Origin of the sequence: Micromonospora chersina, from assembly GCF_900091475.1 — a bacterium.
Lineage (GTDB): Bacteria > Actinomycetota > Actinomycetes > Mycobacteriales > Micromonosporaceae > Micromonospora > Micromonospora chersina.
Genome location: NZ_FMIB01000002.1, coordinates 1,975,162 through 1,992,294, shown reverse-complemented (window position 1 = coordinate 1,992,294; position 17,133 = coordinate 1,975,162). Strand labels below are relative to the sequence as shown.

Below are 17,133 nucleotides of genomic sequence, written 5' to 3'. Positions count from 1 at the left end.
CTTACTTGTCGGCCGGGGTGGACGACACGTCGCGGTCGGCGCGCAGGCGCCGGCCGAGCCGTTCGAAGACCCGGGCGAGGCAGGCGACCTCGGCGTCGTCGAGGTCGTCCATCAGGTGGGTACGCACGGAGCGCAGGTGGTGCGGCGCGGCCTCGCGCAGGGCGAGCAGGCCGGCCGCGGTGAGCACCGCCTCGCTGCCGCGCCGGTCGTCCGGGCACGACTCCCGGGCCACCAGGCCGCGCTTCCGCATCGAGGAGATCTGGTACGTCAGCCGGCTCGGCGAGAACACCAGCCGGCCGGCCAGCTCACCCATCCGCAGCCGCTGCCCGGGCGCCTCGGAGAGCAGCACCAGCACGTGGTAGTCGGCGAAGGTCAGCTCGCTGTCGGCGCGCAGGTCGTCCTCGAGCTGGGTGAACAGCCGCTGGCTCGCCTCGATGTACGCGCGCCAGCAGGCCATCCGCTCGGCGTCCAGGCTCTCCGTCATGGCCACGACAGTAGCACTATTTAAAATTTAAACAAGTCCTTCGCCCCGCCTGTGAGCCGCGCGACAGTGGTGCTTGACGGCGGGGCCATTGAAATCTGAACCGAGCGCCCGGGCTAGGGTCGGAGGGTGGACGATCTCGACGTGCAGGACTGGCGGGAGCGGGTGGCCCGGCTCTACCTCTCCGACCTCGACCTGGCCGGTTTCCGGGCCGCCCGGGACGAGCTGTTCCGCAGCCACCCCAGCAGCCCGCTTCCGGCCGCCGACCGGCCCGGCTTCACCGGGCTGCGCTGGTTCCCGCCCGACCCGGCCGCCGTGGTCGAGGCGCCGCTGCGCCCGGCCTCCGGCACCGAGACCATCGACACCGGCGGCCCCGACGGAGTGGTGCGGTACCGGCGGGTCGCGGTCGCCGAGACGCCCTGGGGACCGCTCACCCTGTGGTGGATCGAGGCGTACGGGGGCGGGCTGTTCCTCCCGCTGCGCGACGCCACCTGCGGCGCCGAGGCGTACGGGGGCGGGCGCTACCTGACCGACACGGTGAAGGGCACCTTCGGGCGCGGCCTCACCGTGCTGCCCGGCAACCGCGTCCGGCTCGACGCCAACTACCTCTACAACCCGAGCTGCGCCTACGACGACCGGTGGGCCTGCCCCCTCGCCCCGCCCGAGAACCGCGTCGACGTCCCGATCCGCGCCGGCGAGCGGGCCTACCACTGACGCGGTGACGCCCCGGCGCGACGGAACGCGCCGGGGCGTCGGGATCGACCGGTCAGCGGGCGGTCGCGCCGGTCGGCGTCAGGTGCATCCGGCCGAGCAACTGCCGGGCCTGCTCGGCCAGGTCCGCGTCCACCGTGACCGCGTACTGGCTGGCCCGCAGCGAACTGGCCGAGGTGAAGTCCCGTTGGCCCCCGGTCATGGCGTGGGCGACCGCGCCGAACACGGCGCCCCAGATCGCCCCGATCACCAGGCCCACCAGGATCACCGCGAGCCAGTTCCCCGCCGTGAAGATGCCGAAGAGCAACCCGATGAACAGGCCGAACCAGGCGCCCGTGCCCGCGCCCACCAGGGCGGCCCGGCCCGTCGTGAGCCGGCCCATCACGGTCTCGACCAGGGTGAGGTTGGTCCCCACTATCGCGGTCCGTTCCACCGGGAACCGGTTGTCGGCAAGATAGTCCACCACCCGCTGCGCGGACGGATAGTCCGGGTACGACCCGATCGTGACGGTCGGTGGGCCGGCCTGCGGCCCGTGCCCGTCCCCGCTCGGTGGCAACGGACGACCGCTGGGACCGGACGGGAGGTTGTCGCTGCCCGGCATGCCGGGCCGCCAGGCCGCGGTCGGACTCGAGGGTCTGGTCATGAGCATCCTCCTTCGTCAACCCGCCGCGTTCCCGCCGCCGTCGGTGGGTAACGCGCCGGCCCGGACGGATGGCGGCACGCATGGCGGCTGCCGGGCCGGGTAGCCAACCGCGTGAGGACCGGACGGATCAGCGAGCACGGTTTCCTCGCCGACGGGCACAGCGCGGCCCTGGTGGACCGGGCCGGCTCGGTGAACTGGTGGTGTCCGCCCCGCTTCGACGCGCCGTCGGTCTTCGGGCGCCTGCTCGACGACGACGCGGGCCACTGGAGCATCCGGCCCGCGGGCGAGTTCACCAGCACCCGGTCCTACCTGGAGGACGCGCTCGTGCTGCGTACCGTCTTCCGCACCGCGACCGGGACGGCGGCCGTCACCGACGCCCTGTCGCTGGAGCCCGGCGCGCGCGGTCACCACGTCGGGCTGCGGTCGCCCGGGGTGCTCGCCCGCGTGGTCGAGGGGCTCACCGGCGAGGTGCCGATGCGGGTCGACTACGCGCCCCGCTTCGAGTACGGCCGGGTCCGCGCCTACCTCACCGACACCGACGGCGTGGTCGGGGCGACGGCCGGCGCGTGTCGGCTCGAGCTGCGCGCCAACGTGCCGCTGACCTGCGGCGAGGGCGGCGCGTCCGGGCTGTTCACCGCCCGCGCCGGCAGCACCCACCACTTCACCCTCGGGTACGCCCCGACCTACCGGGGCGGCATGCCGGCGTTGCCCGACGCCGATCAGGTGCTCGCCGACACCGTCGCCGGCTGGCGGTCCTGGGCCGACCTGCACGAATACCACGGGCTCTACCGGGACCTGGTCCGCCGGAGCGCGATGGTGGTGCAGGGGATGACCTACGGGCCCAGCGGGGCGGTGGTGGCGGCGGCCACCACCTCGCTGCCCGAGAAGCTGGGCGGGGACCGCAACTACGACTACCGCTTCGTCTGGCTGCGCGACTTCAGCCTCACCCTCCAGGCCCTCTGGCTGGCCGCCTGCCCCGACGAGGCCGACCGGCAGTTCAGCTGGGTGGCCCGGGCGATGGGCCGGATCGGCGACGAGGCGGTGCCGATCATGTACGGGGTCGAGGGCGAGCGGGACCTCACCGAGCACCGCCTCGACCACCTCGCCGGGTACGCCGGCAGCCGGCCGGTCCTCATCGGCAACGACGCCTGGCGGCAGCGGCAGGCCGACGTGCTGGGCGAGGTCCTCGACGCCGCCTGGCTGATGCGCCACTACCTCGACCCCATGTCGGCCGACGTGCGGCACCTCCTGCACGCCCTCGCCGACCAGGCGGCGCGGGAGTGGCGCCGGCCCGACGCCGGGATGTGGGAGACGCGTGACACCGAGCGGCACTACCTGTCGTCCAAGGTGCAGTGCTGGACGGCGCTGGACCGGGCCGTCCGGTTCGGGCCCCGGATCGGCGGACCCGCCGACGTGGCGCGCTGGGCGGCCGCCCGCGACGAGGTGCGCGCGGAGGTGCTCCGCCTCGGCTGGAACGAGCGGGTCGGGGCGTACACCGGCGTGTTCGGCTCCGACGAGCTGGACGCCTCGGTGCTGATCATGCCGCTGGTGGGCTTCCTGCCCGCCGACGACCCCCGGATGCGCGCCACGATCGACCTGCTCGCGCGTCGGCTGTCCCACGACGGCCTGCTGCGCCGGTGGGACGGCGACCCGGCGGGCTTCGTGCTCTGCTCGTTCTGGCTGGCCGGCTGCCTGGCCGAGGCCGGCGAGCTGGACCGGGCCCGGCGGCTGTTCGCGCAACTCGCGGCCCGGGCCAACGATCTCGGCCTGTACGCCGAGCAGATCGACCCGGCGACCGGCGAGCAGCTCGGCAACTTCCCGCAGGCCTTCTCGCACATCGGCCTGATCAACGCGGCGGGCCGGATCACCGCGGTCGCTGAGCGGCGCGGGGTCTGAGCCGGCGCGACAGCGGGCCACGGTGGCGGGCAGGATCGGGGGATGGAACTGGTCATCATGGCCGACACGCACGTGCCGAAGCGGGCGCGGGACCTGCCGGCGCCGCTCTGGGCGGCGGTCGAGGCCGCCGACGTGGTGGTGCACGCCGGCGACTGGGTGGACGTGTCCCTGCTGGACGACCTGACGGCGCGGTCCCGCCGGCTGGTCGGGGTGTACGGCAACAACGACGGGCCGTCGCTGCGCGCCCGCCTGCCGGAGGTGGCCCGGGTCGAGCTGGACGGGCTGCGGGTCGCCGTGGTGCACGAGACCGGGCCGAAGACCCGCCGGGAGGAGCGGTGCGCCGCCGCCTTCGGCGACTGCGACCTGCTGGTCTTCGGGCACTCCCACATCCCGTGGGACAGCGTGGCGCCGGGCGGCCTGCGGCTGCTCAACCCCGGCTCACCCACCGACCGGCGGGCCCAGCCGCACGCCACCTACCTGACCGCGCGGGTGGCGGCGGGGCGGCTCGACCGGGTCGAGCTGCACCGCCTGCCCCCGCGCTGACTCACCGGCCCCGGCCGGTCTCCGCCTGGAGTTCGTCGATCCGGCGGGACGCCTCGGCCTTCGTCAGCCCGTCCGGCACCTCCTCGCCCGCCTCGCGGGCCAGGGTGTGCAGGTACGACTCCTGCGCGGCGGTCGGCGGCTCGTCGCCGGTGACCCAGTCGTCCGGGTCCTTGACGGCGGCATCCGGGTTGACGGCGTCCCTGCTGCCGTTGCTGCGGTCGACCATGGTGATCACCTCTCCTTCGAACAGGTGTACCACTACCCCCGTCACCCGGCCTTCATGCCGGTCCCCGCCTACGATCATTGACGTGGGTGCGGACCGGGCGGGTGTGGTGGTGGTCGGCGCGGGCATCGCCGGAGTGGCGTGCGCCGCCGAGCTGGCCCGGGCCGGCATCCCGGTGGAGATCCGGGAACGGGCCCGGGTGACCGGCGGGCGCATGGCCAGCAAGCGCTTCGAGGGCCGCCCCGCCGATCTGGGCGCCGCCTGGTTCACCGTCGACGACCCCGACTTCGCGGCCGTGGTCGACCGGTGGCGCGCCGCCGGCCTGGCCCGGGAGTGGACCGACACGCTTGTCTCCTACGGGCCGCGGGGGCGCGAGGAGGTGGCCGGGCCGATGCGGTGGGCCGCCCCGCGCGGGCTCCGCTCGCTGGTGGAGCACCTGGCCGCTGACCTGCCGGTGACGCACAACCGGCTGGTCATGACGGTCGAGCCGGGGCCCCGGGTGGACGGGCGGGCCGCCGAGGCGGTCGTGCTCGCCATGCCGGGCCCGCAGGCCGCCCTGCTGCTCGACCCCGCGCTGGAGGCGGCCACCCGGGCGGTGGCGGCCCAGCGCTGGTCGCCCGCGCTGGCCGCCGTGCTGCGCTTCCCGGCACGCCGCTGGCCGGACTTCCGGGGCGCGTTCGTCAACGGGCACCCGGTGCTCAGCGTGGTCTGCGACGACGGCGACCGGCGCGGCGACCGCGCCCCCGTGCTGGTGGCGCACACCACCCCCGAGTTCGCCACCGGGCACCTGCTCCAGCCCACCGCCGCCGGACCGGCCGTCGAGCAGGCCGTCCGCGACCTGTTCGGCCTGCCCGAGCCGGCCGAGCTGACCCACGTGCACCGCTGGACGTACGCGAAGCCGGCCGCCGGTGGCGGCGCCTACCACCTGGACGACGACGGGATCGGCGTGGCCGGCGACGCGTTCGGGCGGCCCCGGGTGCAGGGCGCCTGGCGCTCCGGCCGCGAACTGGGCCGTGCCCTCGCCGCCCGGCTCCTCGCGGACCGTGGCTGACCCGTGCCACTGCGCGAATGCGGCTCGTCACCCACGGGTATTCTTCGTCGCGGAGGTGTACAGGTGGTGAACGGTGCCGGCGGTCGGCCGGGGAGCGGCGCGACCGAGGGTGACCGGTCGCCGTTCCCGCAGGGTGGGCTGCGCCACGACGCGCTGTTCTACGCCGACGACCGGGACTACCGCGCCGCCGTCGAGGAGTTCGTCGAGGCCGGCCGGGCCGCCGGTGAGCCGGTGCTGGTCGCCGTGCCGACCGACCGGCTGCACCTGGTGCGGCCGCTGCTCGACCCGCTCGACGGCGTCGAACTGGCCGACATGGCGCTGATCGGGCGGAACCCGGCGACCATCGTCGCCGCCACGCTGCGTGCTCTGGTGCACCGCTTTCCCGGCCGCCGGGTCCGCGTGATCGGCGAGTCGCTCTGGCCCGGCCGGCGGCCGGCCGCGTACCGGCACTGCGTCGAGCACGAAGCGATCATCAACCTCGGCCTGGCCGACCAGCCGCTCACCGCGCGGTGCCTGTTCGACCGGTCCCGGCTGCCGGCCGGCACGGTGGGCGACGTCGCCCAAACCCATCCCTGGCTGGTCAGCGGGGGAGTGGCCCGGCCCAGCGTCGACTACCGGCCGCCCCTGGCGGTGCTGCGCCGGCTGGTCCGCCCGCTGCCCCCGCCGCCCGGGGGCGCGCTCACCGAGCCGGTCCGGCCGGAGGGCCTCGCGGCGCTGCGCGCGGCGGTCGCCTCCGTCGCCGAGGCCGCCGGCCTCGCCGAGGAACGGGTCGACGACCTGCGGATCGCCGTCACCGAGCTGGCCTCCAACGCGCTCAGCCACGGCACCGGACCGGCCGTCGCGCGGTGCTGGGTGGCCGCGGGCGAGCTGGTCTGCGAGGTGAGCGGCCCCGGTGAGCTGGCCGACCCGCTGGCCGGCCGGATCCCGCCGCCGGTGGGCAGCGTGCGCGGCCGCGGGTTGCTGCTGGTGCACCGGCTCTGCGACCTCGTGGACGTGCACGTCGCCGCCGGGGTGACCACCGTGCGGCTGCGCCTGGAGCTGCCGGTCGCCCGGGTGCCGGCGCCGCGGTCAGCCCCGGACGCCGTCCAGGGCGGGTTCGTCCGCCCGGCCACGCTCTGAGGCGTCCCGGGTCCGCTCGCCCGCCCGGTCCAGCAGCTGCATGACCGGCGTGGCCGCGATCCCGTGCACCACCACCGAGACCACCACGACCAGGCCGACCGTGGCCCAGACCAGATCCGCCTGGGGGAACTCCGTCTTGCTGGTGGCGTACGCCAGGTAGTAGAAGGAGCCGACGCCGCGGATGCCGAACAGCGAGATCACCCAGTGCTCGGCCGGGCGGCCCGGCGCGCCGCGCAGCGACAGCCAGCCGGCCAGCGGCCGGATCACGAAGACCAGGGCGAGCCCGACGAGGGCCGCCGGCCAGGTCAGCGGGGCGAGCAGGCCGCCGATCACCGCGCCGCCGAAGAGCAGCAGCAACAGCACGGTGAGCAGCCGCTCCACCTGCTCGGCGAAGTCGTGCAGCACGGAGTGGAACTCGTGGGTGCGCTCGGCGGCCCGGATCGCCCGGGCGGCCACGAACACGGCCAGGAAGCCGTAGCCGCCGACCACCTCGACCAGCCCGTACGCCAGGAAGGTCGCGGCGAGGGCCAGGAAGCCCTCGGAGTGCCGGGCCAGCCGCAGCTCGCTCGGGGCCCGGAAGAACAGCTTGCCGAGCAGCCAGCCGACGAGCAGCCCACCGCCCACCCCGACGGCGAGCTTGTAGAGCACGTCGACGGCGAGCCAGTGGGCCAGCCAGTCCGCCGGGGCGAGGCTGGTGGTGGCGATCGCGATGGCCGCGTACACGAAGGGGAAGGCCAGGCCGTCGTTCAGCCCGGCCTCGGAGGTGAGCGCGAAGCGCACCTCGTCCTCCGAGTCCTCCACGTCGGTCGGCTCGCCCACCTGCACGTCGGAGGCGAGCACCGGGTCCGTCGGCGCGAGCGCGGCGCCCAGCAGCAGCGCGGCGGCCGGCACCAGGCCGGCCCACCACCAGCCGAGCAGCGCCACCGCGGCGATGCACAGCGGCATGGCGACGGCCAGCAGCCGCCAGGTCGACGACCAGCGGGCCCAGCTCAACGGCCGGTCGATCTTGAGGCCGGCGCCCATCAGCGCGACGATCACGCCGATCTCGGTGAGATGGGTGGCCAGCTCCGGCCAGCGCAGCGGGTCCGGGGTGGGCAGCCCGGTGGGCAGCAGGAAGACAAGCATGCCGAGGCCGAGGAACGCGATCGGCATCGACAGCGGCCGGCGTTCCAGCAGCCGGGGCAGGATCCCCGCCAGCAGCGCACCGACGCCCACCAGCGCGAACGCGACATCGACCGGTTCCACAGCACCACCCTTCGCGCCGCCCGCGGCTCGGGCAGGTGGTCACCTGTGCCCCGTGGGGAGGCGCGCTATGCCTCGGTGTCCGTCTTCTCCCCGGTGGGACCGGTCACCGTGTCGCCGGCCCGGCGCGGGGCGCGAACCGACCTCGTCGGGTCGGTGAGGGCGGCGATCGCGCTGTCGGCGAGCCCGTCCAGCAGGGTGGCCGGGTCGTCGTAGACCGCCACCGCGCCCGAGCCCGCCAGCTCGCCGCGGCTGGTGCCGCCGCAGGTGAGACCGATGCAGGGAACGTCCAGCTTGCCGGCGGCGGCCACGTCCCAGACCGAGTCGCCGACGAACACCACCCGCTCCGCGGCCAGCCCCGACTGGGCCAGCGCCGCCTCCAGGATGTCCGGCGCCGGCTTGCTCTCCGCCGCGTCCGCCGAGGAGGTCACCGTGTCGATCACGTCGTCCGCGTCGAGGGCGGCCCGCAGGGCGGCCACCTCGTGCTCGGCCGCCGAGGTGGCCAGCACCACTCGGAGCCCCCGGGCGGCGCAGGCGCGCAGCAGGTCCACGGCCCGGGGCAGCGGCGCCAGCCGCTCCCAGTACTCGGCGTACAGCGCGTCGTGCGTGTCGCGCAGCTTGCCGTCCGCGTCCCGGTCCCGCTCCGCGCCGAGGAGGTGGTCGAGGAGCTTGTCCGAACCCATTCCGATCGCCCGGTGGATCCGTGCCATCGGCACCCGGTGATCGCCCTGGCGGAGCGCCTCCCACCAGCTCACCGTGTGCAGGTACGTGGTGTCGACCAGGGTGCCGTCCACGTCGAAGAGGACGCCGCAGCGGTTGTCGTCAGGCATGGCTCCCCTTCTACCCGCCCGGGTCCGCGCCGACGCGCGACTCACCCGGTGGGGATGAGGATTTCGAACCAGACCGTCGACCCCCGCACGGTGGGGTCGGTGCCCCAGGCGTCGCTCAACTCCTCGATGAGCCCCAGCCCGCGCCCTCGGCTGCTCAGCGTGTCGGTCTGCGTCCGGGTCACCTGCCCGCGGGTCCCGGAGTCGGCGACCGACACCAGCAGCCGCTCCGCGCTCAGGTCGATCTCCACCCGGGCGGCGGTGCCCGCGTGCAGCAGGGCGTTCGTGGTCAGCTCGCTGGTGCAGAGCACCGCCGCCCCGACCACCGCCTCAGGCACCTGCCAGTCGGTGAGCTGGGCGGTCAGCCAGTGCCGGACCCGGCTCGGCGCGGTCGGCTCGGCCGGCACCTCCATGCTGGCCGACCGGCTCGGCTTGACCGCGTGCTCGACGGCCAGCACGGCCACGTCGTCCTCGGTGGCGCCCGGCACGGCGGCGCTCGCCACCGCGCAGAGCGCCCGCGGGTCGCCGCTGCTTGCCGCGGCCACCGCCGCCCCCAGGCCCGCCAGGCCCGCGCCCAGGTCCTGCCAGCGCCGCTCCACCACCCCGTCGCTGAACAGCAGCAGGGTGTCGCCGGGGCGGAACGGCACGGTGACCGTGCGCGGGTGGCAGCCCAGGCCCAGCGGCGGTCCGGGCGGCACCTCGACGTACTCGGCCACCGGCTCGCCCTCCGCCGGGCAGCGCCGGATCAGCGGCGCCGGATGGCCGGCGCTGGCCAGGGTGATCCGCTCCCGGTCGGCCTCGATAACCCCGAACACCACGGTCACGAAGAGCTCGTGGGTGCCGCCCTCGGTGCCCAGGCTGGCCACCAGCCGGTCCAGGCCGCCGAGCACCGCGTCCGGGCGGGGATCGGAGAGGGCCAGCGCGCGCAGCGCGGCGCGTACCTGGCCCATCCGGGCGGCGGCCTGCACGTCGTGCCCGGCCACGTCGCCGAGCACCACGCCGAGCGCGCCGGTGGGCAGCACGAACGCGTCGTAGAAGTCGCCGCCGGCGGCGTTGCCGTCGACGCCGGGCTCGTACCGGGCGGCGATCCGCAGGCGCGGCAGGTCGGGCAGCTGCTCCGGCAGCATGCTGCGTTGCAGCAGCTGGGCGGTGCCGTGCTGGGTCTCGAAGCGGCGGGCCCGCTCGGCGGCCTGGCCGACCAGCTCCGCCGAGGCGGCGAGCAGGGCCCGTTCCGCGGGCGACCAGGGGTGCGCGGCCTGGTAGCCGACGGTCAGCGCGCCCCGGATCACCGTCGAGCGCAGCGGCAGCGAGGCGAGCGCCCGGACCTTCTGGTCGTGCCGGTCCGCCGCGGTGTCCCGCAGCGGTTGGCCGTCGGCGACGAAGGACGGCACGCCGCTGCGTGCGGTCACCACGATCGGGATCGTCGAGTCGGAGGGCATCCGCCGCCACAGCGGGGGCAGCCGCTCGTCGGCCTCGTCCAACAACTCGCCCCGGACCCGCCGGACCATCCGCCAGGCGGAGCCCTCGTCGACAACGAACGAGACCCGGTCGCCGTCGAAGGAGTGCAGGCAGTAGCGCAGGGTGACCCGGGCGACGTCGTCCAGGGTGAGCGTGCCGGAGAGCGCGGCCGCGAAGTCGCTGAGGCTCTGCAACTGCTGGGTGACCTGGGTGGTCTGTGCGGCCACGGTGAGCACGCCGATGATCCGGCCGGCGGAGTCGCGGACGGGGGAGTAGCCGCGGGTGAACACCGCCGGCTCGGCGGGACCGGGGCCGTGCCGGTCGACCGGCAGCACCGCCTCCCGCTCCAGGTAGGGCTCGCCCCGCCGGTAGACCCGCGTGACCACGTCGCCGGCGGCGGGGTCGTGCCAGATGTCGGCGAACACCTCGGCCGCCGGCCGGCCTAGCGCCGCCGGGTGCCGTTCGCCGATCAGCTCCGCGTAGCCGTCGTTGTAGAGCAGGACCAGGTCCTCGCCGTAGAGCAGGGCCATCGGCACCGGCGAGGCCAGCACGAGGTCGACAACGGCGCGGACCGCCGGGTCCCAACCCTCGGGCGCGCCGAGCGGCGTGTCGGCCCACGGGTGGGCCAGGACGGCGGCGGCCGCGGACCCGGTGGCGTCCGGTCCGGCGGGCGCTCCCGGGGTGGGGGCTGATGGCGAGGGGACCCGCCCGACGGTGCCTGGCATGACCGCAGCCTAACCGGAGCCTGGCGGTCAGGTTTCGATCACGCGCCCGCGTCGGCCGGCAACCCGGGTCGGCGCGGGTGTTAGGGCAGGTCAGGGCCGGTTCCGCCGGGCATGTCGGGAAATTGCCCCCGGTCGGCCCGGCGTGCTGCCGAAACCACCGGGTATGCGGGCGGCGCAGTTCACGCGACAGGAGGGACAACATGCCGAAAACCCTCGCGGTCGGGCAGGCCGACATCGGTGACGCCCTGACCGATTTCTGGAGGTCGGTGCTGCTCTTCATCCCGAGGGCCATCGCGTTCATCGCGATCCTCGTGGTGGGTTGGCTCATCGCCCGAGCCGTCCTCAAAATCGTGGACGCGGCACTGGAACGGGTGGGGTTCGACCGCGCCGTCGAACGTGGCGGCATCAAACGCGCGCTCGAACGCACGAGATACGACGCCAGCGACATCCTGGCCAAGTTGGCCTACTACGCGGTCCTGCTGTTCACCCTGCAGTTCGCCTTCGGGGTGTGGGGACCCAACGCGATCAGTGACCTGATCCGTGGCGTGGTCTCGTGGCTGCCGCGGGCCTTCGTGGCGATCGTCATCGTGGTCATCGCCGCGGCCATCGCCAACGCGGTGCGGGACCTGGTCTCGGGCGCGCTCGGCGGGCTCTCGTACGGACGGGTGCTCGCGGACCTGACGGCGGTCTTCATCCTGGCGCTCGGCGTGATCGCCGCGCTGAACCAGGTGGGCATCGCCACCACGGTCACCACGCCGGTGCTCATCGCGTTCCTCGGAACGATCGCGGGCATCCTGGTGGTCGGCGTCGGCGGTGGTCTCATCAAGCCGATGCAGAACCGCTGGGAGGGGTGGCTCAACCGGGCCGCCGAGGAGTCCCGGGCGTTCCAGCAGCAGCGCCAGGCGCAGGGCGCCGGTCGCAGCGACTACGAGCGGCAGATGGCCGACCGGGGCGGCCAGCCCAGCCCGGCCATGCCGCAGTCGTCGATGTCCGGCGCGCAGGGCACGTACCGGTCCGGCAACGTGGGCGACGAGACCCAGCAGTTCCGCCGGCCGAACGGCTGAGAGAACGGGGCGACGAGGGTGTCCGCGGGGCGATCGCGGGCACCCTCCGCCGTGTCTCAGGCCAGGTCGCGGGGGTCCAGCGCGCGGGTCAGCAGGCAGACGGCGAGCAGGCGGGTGAGCACCCAGTCCGGCTCCGACCAGTCGATCGGCTCGGCCGGCGGCACCCAGCCGTGCTCCCGCGCCGCGTCGCGCATGCCCTCGGCGTACCCGGCGAGCGCCGCCACGGTCAGCCCGCGGCGGTCGCCGTGCAGGCTGTCGCGGACGGCGGCGGCGTGCTGGTCGACCGCGGCGAGCAGGCCGGGGTTGGCAGCGGCCGCCGCGAGGCCGGCGGTGCCGACGACGGCGGTGAGCGTGGTGAGGCTGGACCTCGCGGCCACCGCCGCGGAACGGGTCGCCACCCGGTTGTTCGGCACACGCATGGTGACCGAGGCTAGCCGCGCCGGGAGCGGGGCGACCTCGGCCGACCGGCCGATGCCCGGGTCGTCCGGCTGATGCCGGGCCCCCGGCCGCGGGGATTGAGCCGCGCGTCCGGGGGCAGAAGGAAACCGCGCAGACCGCGCAGCCGACCCCGCGGAGGAACGGAATGGGACAGCAGGCGGACGGACCGGACCAGGCGCACCGCCGGCCGGCCGGCGTGAGTGACGCCACGGTCGAGGCCCTGGGCAAGCTCAGCGAGGCGCTGGAGTGCGTCGAGCGGGCCCGCGGCCACCTCTACTCGCTGCACCAGCTGATCGGGCACGCCGACCTGATGCTGGACGACGCGGTGTCGCTGTTCCGCTCCGCCGGGCATCCACGGCTCGCCGAGCGGATCGAGGGGGATCTGCTCGGCCGCAACGTCATCGCGGGCCGCTGGACCTTCCAGATCGTCGAGGATTTCGACGACGGGTACTACGCGCTCTTCCGGGAGCTGGACCGGCAGGCCCGCGACGAGCTGGTGGACGGCCGTCGGCACCTCTACGAGGCCGAGATGAAGGAACGCCGCCGCAGCCCGGGGCGGCCGGGTCACGAGGCGCGCCCGGCCGAGGGCTGATCAGTCCGAGGAGTGGGCCTGCGCCGTGCGGCGGACGCCGTCGTCGGCGATGATCACGGTCGCCACCATGAGCGCCACCACGAGGCTGAACAGCCAGGAGCTGTCGTCGACCAGCTTGGCGGCGACGGGCGCCTGGATCGCGGCGAGCAGGAAGCCGAGCCACGCCAGGCGGCGCTGACGCTGGGAGAGGAAACCGGAGCCCTGTTGCATCCCGAAAGTCTTGCGCGGGACAGGGGCATCGCCGTCAGCCGTTCGGCCGATTCTGGATGGGCTGTCCGTTATCTCGACCGTCCGTATTGCACTTTTTATCCTTTCGGTTGAGGGCCCGGTCACCCACCGCCCGGGCCGGCCCGACGGGCCGGGCAGGATGGGTCCCCGTGTCCCGCCCTCCCGCTCCACCGCGCCCCGCGCTGCTGCTCCTGGCCTACCTCGCCTTCGTCAGCCTCGGCCTGCCCGACGGCCTCATCGGGGTCGGCTGGCCCTCCATCCGGCGGGACCTGGGAGTGCCCACCGAGGCCGTCGGCGTGGTCCTCACGGCCGGCACGGTGGCCTACCTGACCTCCAGCGTGCTCGCCGGGTTCACGCTCGCCCGGCTCGGCGTCGGCTGGCTGCTCGCCGGCAGCACCGTGCTGGCCGGCGTCGCCCTGACCGGCTACGCGTCCACCCCCGCGCTCGCCGTCATGGTGGGCTTCGCGCTGGTGCTCGGGCTCGGCTCCGGGGCGATCGACGCCGGGCTGAACGCGTACGCCGCCGCCGCCTTCGGCGCCCGGCACATGAACTGGATGCACGCGTTCTTCGGGCTCGGCGTGGCGATCGGTCCACTGATCATGACCGCGGTGCTCGGCGCCGGCCTGAGCTGGCGCTGGGGGTACGCCGTGGTCGCCGCCGCCCAGCTCGCCCTGGCCACCGCGTTCGCGCTCACCGTGCGGCTCTGGCGGGCCGGCCCGCCGGCCGGCGCGCCCCTGCCACCCGATCCGATCGCCCCGCAGGTGGTGCCCGGCGGGCCCGCCGAGGCCGCGCCGGCCGCCCGCCGGAGCTCCGTCGGCGCGACGCTGCGGCTGCCGGCCGTCTGGCTCGGCGGGGCCGCCTTCGCCGTCTACGTGGCCATCGAGGTGTCCACCGGCCTCTGGGCGTTCCTGCTGCTCACCGAGGGTCGGGGGCTTTCCGCCGCGGTCGCCGGGCTCTGCGTCTCCGGCTACTGGGGCAGCCTGTTCGTCGGGAGGGTCGTGCAGGGAGTGGTCGCGGAGCGGCTGGGCACCGCCCGGGTGCTGCGCGGCAGCCTGCTCGGCATGGCCGGGGGAGCGGTGCTCGTGGCGCTGCCCGCGCCGGGCTGGGTGACCGTCGCCGGCCTGCTCGTGGTGGGCTTCGCGGCGGCCCCGGTCTTCCCGCTGCTCACCCTGACCACGGCGGAACGGGTGGGCCGCGACCACGCGGACCGGACCATCGGCCTGCAGATCGGCGCGGCCGGCCTGGGCGCGGCCCTGGTGCCGGCCGCGGTCGGGGTGCTGCTGGCCCGGGTCTCGGTGGCCGCGCTCGGCCCGACGCTTGTGGTGCTCACGGTCGCGCTCGTCGCCCTGCACGCCGCCGGCGACCGCCGCGCCCTCCCGGCGGCCTGACCGACGATCGCACCCCCGGGCCACGCCCGCGCGCCCGGGGGACGGGCTCACATGGTGTCCGGGCCGGTCCGGCCGGTGGTCGACGGCCGGTACGCCCGGTCCGCGTCGGTCATCTCCCGCCGCTCGGCCTCCGGGCCGGCGCCCCGGTCCACCGCCTCCGGCCCGTGCCCGAACGCGGCCTCCTCACCGGCGTCGTTGCCGGTGGCGTCGTCGGCCTGCCCGTCGAGGGTCGACCGGGCGATCGCCCGGTCCAGCTCGTGCAGGGGAGTGCGTTCCTCGTCGCGCCACACGTGGCTGTCGTTGTCGGTCATTCCCCTGCGGTACCCGGGCCGGATGATCGCAAACGGCCCGCCGGACGCGGCGATGGCCGCCGGAGCACCGGCGGCCATCGAGGTTCGCGTAGGGGGACGGGTCAGGGGGTCGGTCGGTCGACCGAGCCGCGCCAGGCGCCGGTCTCCTGACCGCGCCGCTCGATGAACTGCTTGAACCGCGTGAGGTCGCCCTTGGTGCGTCGGTCCACCACGCCCAGCTTGTCGCCGGCCTTCTCGACCACGCCGTGCGGCTCGAACTCCATCTGCAGCGTGACCCGGGTGTTCCCCTCGTCCAGGCGGTGGAAGGTCACCACACCGGCCTGCTGGGTGCCCCCGGTGGAGCGCCACGCCACCCGCTCGTCCGGCAACTGCTCGGTGATCTCGGCGTCGAACTCGCGCTTCACGCCCGCGATCTCCACCGTCCAGTGGGTCATCGTGTCGGAGAGCTGCCGAACCTCCTGCACGCCCTCCATGAAGTGCGGGAACTCCTCGAACTGCGTCCACTGGTCGTAGGCGGTCCGGATCGGGACGGCCACGTCCACGTGTTCCATAACGCCGCTCATCTGAGATTCCTCCTGTTCCGCCGGTTCTCTGTCACAGGCCGGTGATCCGGCCCGGTCACCAGCGCGTCGTCTCGTTCTTGTGGCCCAGTGCCGCCCACACCTCGGAAACCGTCTGGTAGCGGGTGCCCTCGGGCAGTCCTTCCAGGGCGGTGATGATGTCGTCGGGCGCCTGGTTCTCCCGGGCGTTGGCCACCAGCGTGTCGCGGTCGCCGGGCAGGGCGCTCATGGTGATGAACCGGCCGAGCCGACTGCGCGCCTCGACGTCGTCCATGCTCATTCCCTGCGGGTTGCCGCCGCGGCTCGGGCCGGCCGTGAGCGTCTTCGGCTCCGGCTGGTCCTCGCCGGCCGGCTCCGGCTGGCGGGACTCCTGGACGCGGGAGCCCGCGGCTCCCGGCCCCTGGACCAGGCCGCTGACGTCCTGAGCCATGTTGTCGTCAACCCTGGGCGAGTGCTTGCTGCTGACTCGTTCCATGCCGACAGACATGCCCGAGGGGGCCGCCGGTAAACCGACGGCCGCCGGTCGAGCCGGTCATCGGCTCCGGAAACGGGACGAATCCCGGTCAGGAGTCGGCCGGGGCACGGGGCGCCAGGACCGGCTCGTCCGGATGCGCGACGCCGGCCTGGATCATCCGGCCCCGCTGGAGTTCCGCGTTGACCTGCACGCCCAGCATGAGCGCGCAGTTCGACAGGTACAGCCACACCAGGAAGGCGATGACCGCGCCCAGGCTGCCGTACGTCACGTCGTACGAGCCGAAGTTGGCCACGTAGAGGCCGAAGCCGAAGGAGGCGACCACCCAGGCCAGCAGGGCCAGCGCCCCGCCCGGCGTGAGCCAGCGGAACCAGGGCTGCCGGACGTTCGGGGCGATCCAGAACAGCAGCGACAGCAGGGTCATCGCCACCAGCGCGAGCAACGGCCACTTCGCCACCGTCCACACGGTGCGGGTCAGCCCGCCGGCGTGCAGCCGGTCGCCCACGAAGTCGGTGACCGGGCCGCTGACGATCAGCCCCACCGCCACCACGGCGAGCAGCACCAACGACACCCCGGCGAGCCCGATCTGCACCGGCCGCAGCCGGTAGAACGGCCGGCCCTCCTCGACGCCGTAGATCGCGTTGGAGGCCCGGGTGAACGCGCCGATGAACCCGGACGCCGACCAGAGCGCGCCGAGCAGACCGAAGCTCAGCAGCACCTTCGCCGAGCCCTGCTGCTCCACCACGTTGCGCACCACGGTGACGAAGGCGTCGTTGCCGACCACCGAACCGGCGCCGATCTCCCGGGCCAGGTCGATCACGGTGTCCACGGTGCGCGGCCCGTCGGAGACCAGCCCGACCAGGGCGACCACCACGATCGTCGAGGGGAAGAGCGCCAGCACCCCGTAGTAGGTGAGCGCGGCGGCCCAGTCCGCGCAGTTGTCCTTCACGAAGTTGCGCCCGGCGCGGACCAGCACCCCGCGCCAGGTGGCCCAGCTCAACTGGCGTACCCGGCGGGGGATCCGAGCCCGCTGCCGGCCGCCGGCCTCCGCATCCGTCGTCGCCGCCATGACCGCCTCCTCCGCGCGCGCCGGGCGCACCTCCGGCACGTGGCCCGGCGGTACCCCACGACGGAAATCGACAAACCGGCCGCCGGTTTGCG

The 17,133-nt window shown here is 74.7% G+C and carries 20 protein-coding genes; 8 read left to right on the top strand and 12 right to left on the bottom strand.

Annotated elements, in window-relative coordinates:
• Position 1: 1 nt before the first annotated feature.
• Complete coding sequence (locus GA0070603_RS09225) at positions 2-484, bottom strand: MarR family winged helix-turn-helix transcriptional regulator (RefSeq protein WP_091321726.1); 483 nt, start codon at positions 482-484, stop codon at positions 2-4.
• A 126-nt stretch (positions 485-610) separates the two neighbouring features.
• Between GA0070603_RS09225 and GA0070603_RS09220 the strand changes: the two genes are divergently transcribed.
• Positions 611-1,195, top strand: coding sequence for a DUF1684 domain-containing protein (locus GA0070603_RS09220; RefSeq protein ID WP_091310220.1), 585 nt, complete (start codon positions 611-613; stop codon positions 1,193-1,195).
• 52 nt (positions 1,196-1,247) lie between these two features.
• On the opposite strand, the gene GA0070603_RS09215 is transcribed toward GA0070603_RS09220, so the two are convergent.
• On the bottom strand, positions 1,248-1,835 hold the full coding sequence (locus tag GA0070603_RS09215) for a general stress protein (protein ID WP_091310217.1): 588 nt from the start codon (positions 1,833-1,835) through the stop codon (positions 1,248-1,250).
• 111 nt (positions 1,836-1,946) lie between these two features.
• On the opposite strand from GA0070603_RS09215, the gene GA0070603_RS09210 reads away from it, so the two are divergent.
• Both GA0070603_RS09210 and GA0070603_RS09205 read left to right on the top strand, forming a co-directional pair.
• Positions 1,947-3,731, top strand: coding sequence for a glycoside hydrolase family 15 protein (locus tag GA0070603_RS09210; protein ID WP_091310213.1), 1,785 nt, complete (start codon positions 1,947-1,949; stop codon positions 3,729-3,731).
• A gap of 42 nt (positions 3,732-3,773) precedes the next feature.
• Positions 3,774-4,274: a metallophosphoesterase family protein gene (locus GA0070603_RS09205; protein ID WP_091310208.1), complete on the top strand. Its 501-nt coding sequence runs from the start codon at positions 3,774-3,776 to the stop codon at positions 4,272-4,274.
• 1 nt (position 4,275) lies between these two features.
• On the opposite strand, the gene GA0070603_RS09200 is transcribed toward GA0070603_RS09205, so the two are convergent.
• Complete coding sequence (locus tag GA0070603_RS09200; RefSeq protein ID WP_244282464.1) at positions 4,276-4,545, bottom strand: DUF3072 domain-containing protein; 270 nt, start codon at positions 4,543-4,545, stop codon at positions 4,276-4,278.
• A 58-nt stretch (positions 4,546-4,603) separates the two neighbouring features.
• On the opposite strand from GA0070603_RS09200, the gene GA0070603_RS09195 reads away from it, so the two are divergent.
• Together GA0070603_RS09195 and GA0070603_RS09190 are read left to right on the top strand one after the other, a co-directional pair.
• Positions 4,604-5,548 (top strand): NAD(P)/FAD-dependent oxidoreductase, encoded by a 945-nt coding sequence (locus tag GA0070603_RS09195; RefSeq protein WP_091321722.1) that lies wholly within the window; start codon positions 4,604-4,606, stop codon positions 5,546-5,548.
• 63 nt (positions 5,549-5,611) lie between these two features.
• On the top strand, positions 5,612-6,667 hold the full coding sequence (locus GA0070603_RS09190; RefSeq protein WP_167544524.1) for a sensor histidine kinase: 1,056 nt from the start codon (positions 5,612-5,614) through the stop codon (positions 6,665-6,667).
• On the opposite strand, the gene GA0070603_RS09185 is transcribed toward GA0070603_RS09190, so the two are convergent.
• The 3 genes from GA0070603_RS09185 to GA0070603_RS09175 form a co-directional block, all read right to left on the bottom strand.
• Entirely contained in the window at positions 6,617-7,912 is a 1,296-nt protein-coding gene (locus GA0070603_RS09185; protein WP_091310201.1) for a cation:proton antiporter, read from the bottom strand. The two genes, GA0070603_RS09190 and GA0070603_RS09185, sit on opposite strands and share 51 nt — an antisense overlap.
• 65 nt (positions 7,913-7,977) lie before the next feature.
• Positions 7,978-8,739, bottom strand: coding sequence for an HAD family hydrolase (locus GA0070603_RS09180; protein ID WP_091310197.1), 762 nt, complete (start codon positions 8,737-8,739; stop codon positions 7,978-7,980).
• A gap of 41 nt (positions 8,740-8,780) precedes the next feature.
• The gene (locus GA0070603_RS09175; RefSeq protein ID WP_091310193.1) at positions 8,781-10,919 is read right to left on the bottom strand and encodes a SpoIIE family protein phosphatase; all 2,139 of its coding nucleotides are present in this window, start codon (positions 10,917-10,919) and stop codon (positions 8,781-8,783) included.
• 200 nt (positions 10,920-11,119) lie between these two features.
• On the opposite strand from GA0070603_RS09175, the gene GA0070603_RS09170 reads away from it, so the two are divergent.
• Positions 11,120-11,983 carry a mechanosensitive ion channel family protein gene (locus GA0070603_RS09170; protein ID WP_091310190.1) on the top strand — a complete coding sequence of 288 codons (864 nt, stop codon included), beginning with the start codon at positions 11,120-11,122 and terminating at the stop codon, positions 11,981-11,983.
• Positions 11,984-12,039: 56 nt separating this feature from the next.
• Here the strand turns inward: GA0070603_RS09170 and GA0070603_RS09165 are convergent, their stop codons facing one another.
• Positions 12,040-12,402 carry a DUF6401 family natural product biosynthesis protein gene (locus GA0070603_RS09165; protein WP_091310186.1) on the bottom strand — a complete coding sequence of 121 codons (363 nt, stop codon included), beginning with the start codon at positions 12,400-12,402 and terminating at the stop codon, positions 12,040-12,042.
• A gap of 164 nt (positions 12,403-12,566) precedes the next feature.
• Here GA0070603_RS09165 and GA0070603_RS09160 point away from each other — a divergent pair, with 164 nt between their 5' ends.
• Entirely contained in the window at positions 12,567-13,013 is a 447-nt protein-coding gene (locus tag GA0070603_RS09160; protein ID WP_091310182.1) for a hypothetical protein, read from the top strand.
• Here the strand turns inward: GA0070603_RS09160 and GA0070603_RS09155 are convergent, their stop codons facing one another.
• Complete coding sequence (locus tag GA0070603_RS09155; protein WP_091310178.1) at positions 13,014-13,223, bottom strand: hypothetical protein; 210 nt, start codon at positions 13,221-13,223, stop codon at positions 13,014-13,016.
• A gap of 167 nt (positions 13,224-13,390) precedes the next feature.
• On the opposite strand from GA0070603_RS09155, the gene GA0070603_RS09150 reads away from it, so the two are divergent.
• Complete coding sequence (locus GA0070603_RS09150; protein ID WP_208862845.1) at positions 13,391-14,629, top strand: MFS transporter; 1,239 nt, start codon at positions 13,391-13,393, stop codon at positions 14,627-14,629.
• 47 nt (positions 14,630-14,676) lie between these two features.
• Here the strand turns inward: GA0070603_RS09150 and GA0070603_RS09145 are convergent, their stop codons facing one another.
• The 4 genes from GA0070603_RS09145 to GA0070603_RS09130 form a co-directional block, all read right to left on the bottom strand.
• On the bottom strand, positions 14,677-14,940 hold the full coding sequence (locus GA0070603_RS09145) for a hypothetical protein (protein WP_091310172.1): 264 nt from the start codon (positions 14,938-14,940) through the stop codon (positions 14,677-14,679).
• A gap of 101 nt (positions 14,941-15,041) precedes the next feature.
• A complete protein-coding gene (locus tag GA0070603_RS09140; protein ID WP_091310168.1) occupies positions 15,042-15,503 on the bottom strand; it encodes an SRPBCC family protein in 462 nt (153 codons plus the stop codon).
• A gap of 55 nt (positions 15,504-15,558) precedes the next feature.
• The gene (locus tag GA0070603_RS09135) at positions 15,559-15,975 is read right to left on the bottom strand and encodes a DUF2795 domain-containing protein (protein ID WP_091310164.1); all 417 of its coding nucleotides are present in this window, start codon (positions 15,973-15,975) and stop codon (positions 15,559-15,561) included.
• 88 nt (positions 15,976-16,063) lie between these two features.
• The gene (locus GA0070603_RS09130) at positions 16,064-17,041 is read right to left on the bottom strand and encodes a YihY/virulence factor BrkB family protein (protein ID WP_091321720.1); all 978 of its coding nucleotides are present in this window, start codon (positions 17,039-17,041) and stop codon (positions 16,064-16,066) included.
• Positions 17,042-17,133: the final 92 nt, after the last annotated feature.

Coding starts and splice junctions, on each gene's coding strand:
- GA0070603_RS09170 (WP_091310190.1), top strand. CDS start 11,120: ATGCCGAAAACCCTCGCGGTCGGGCAGGCCGACATCGGTGACGCCCTG.
- GA0070603_RS09160 (WP_091310182.1), top strand. CDS start 12,567: ATGGGACAGCAGGCGGACGGACCGGACCAGGCGCACCGCCGGCCGGCC.
- GA0070603_RS09215 (WP_091310217.1), bottom strand. CDS start 1,835: ATGACCAGACCCTCGAGTCCGACCGCGGCCTGGCGGCCCGGCATGCCG.
- GA0070603_RS09140 (WP_091310168.1), bottom strand. CDS start 15,503: ATGAGCGGCGTTATGGAACACGTGGACGTGGCCGTCCCGATCCGGACC.
- GA0070603_RS09175 (WP_091310193.1), bottom strand. CDS start 10,919: ATGCCAGGCACCGTCGGGCGGGTCCCCTCGCCATCAGCCCCCACCCCG.
- GA0070603_RS09165 (WP_091310186.1), bottom strand. CDS start 12,402: ATGCGTGTGCCGAACAACCGGGTGGCGACCCGTTCCGCGGCGGTGGCC.
- GA0070603_RS09145 (WP_091310172.1), bottom strand. CDS start 14,940: ATGACCGACAACGACAGCCACGTGTGGCGCGACGAGGAACGCACTCCC.
- GA0070603_RS09225 (WP_091321726.1), bottom strand. CDS start 484: ATGACGGAGAGCCTGGACGCCGAGCGGATGGCCTGCTGGCGCGCGTAC.
- GA0070603_RS09180 (WP_091310197.1), bottom strand. CDS start 8,739: ATGCCTGACGACAACCGCTGCGGCGTCCTCTTCGACGTGGACGGCACC.
- GA0070603_RS09205 (WP_091310208.1), top strand. CDS start 3,774: ATGGAACTGGTCATCATGGCCGACACGCACGTGCCGAAGCGGGCGCGG.
- GA0070603_RS09135 (WP_091310164.1), bottom strand. CDS start 15,975: ATGGAACGAGTCAGCAGCAAGCACTCGCCCAGGGTTGACGACAACATG.
- GA0070603_RS09130 (WP_091321720.1), bottom strand. CDS start 17,041: ATGGCGGCGACGACGGATGCGGAGGCCGGCGGCCGGCAGCGGGCTCGG.
- GA0070603_RS09155 (WP_091310178.1), bottom strand. CDS start 13,223: ATGCAACAGGGCTCCGGTTTCCTCTCCCAGCGTCAGCGCCGCCTGGCG.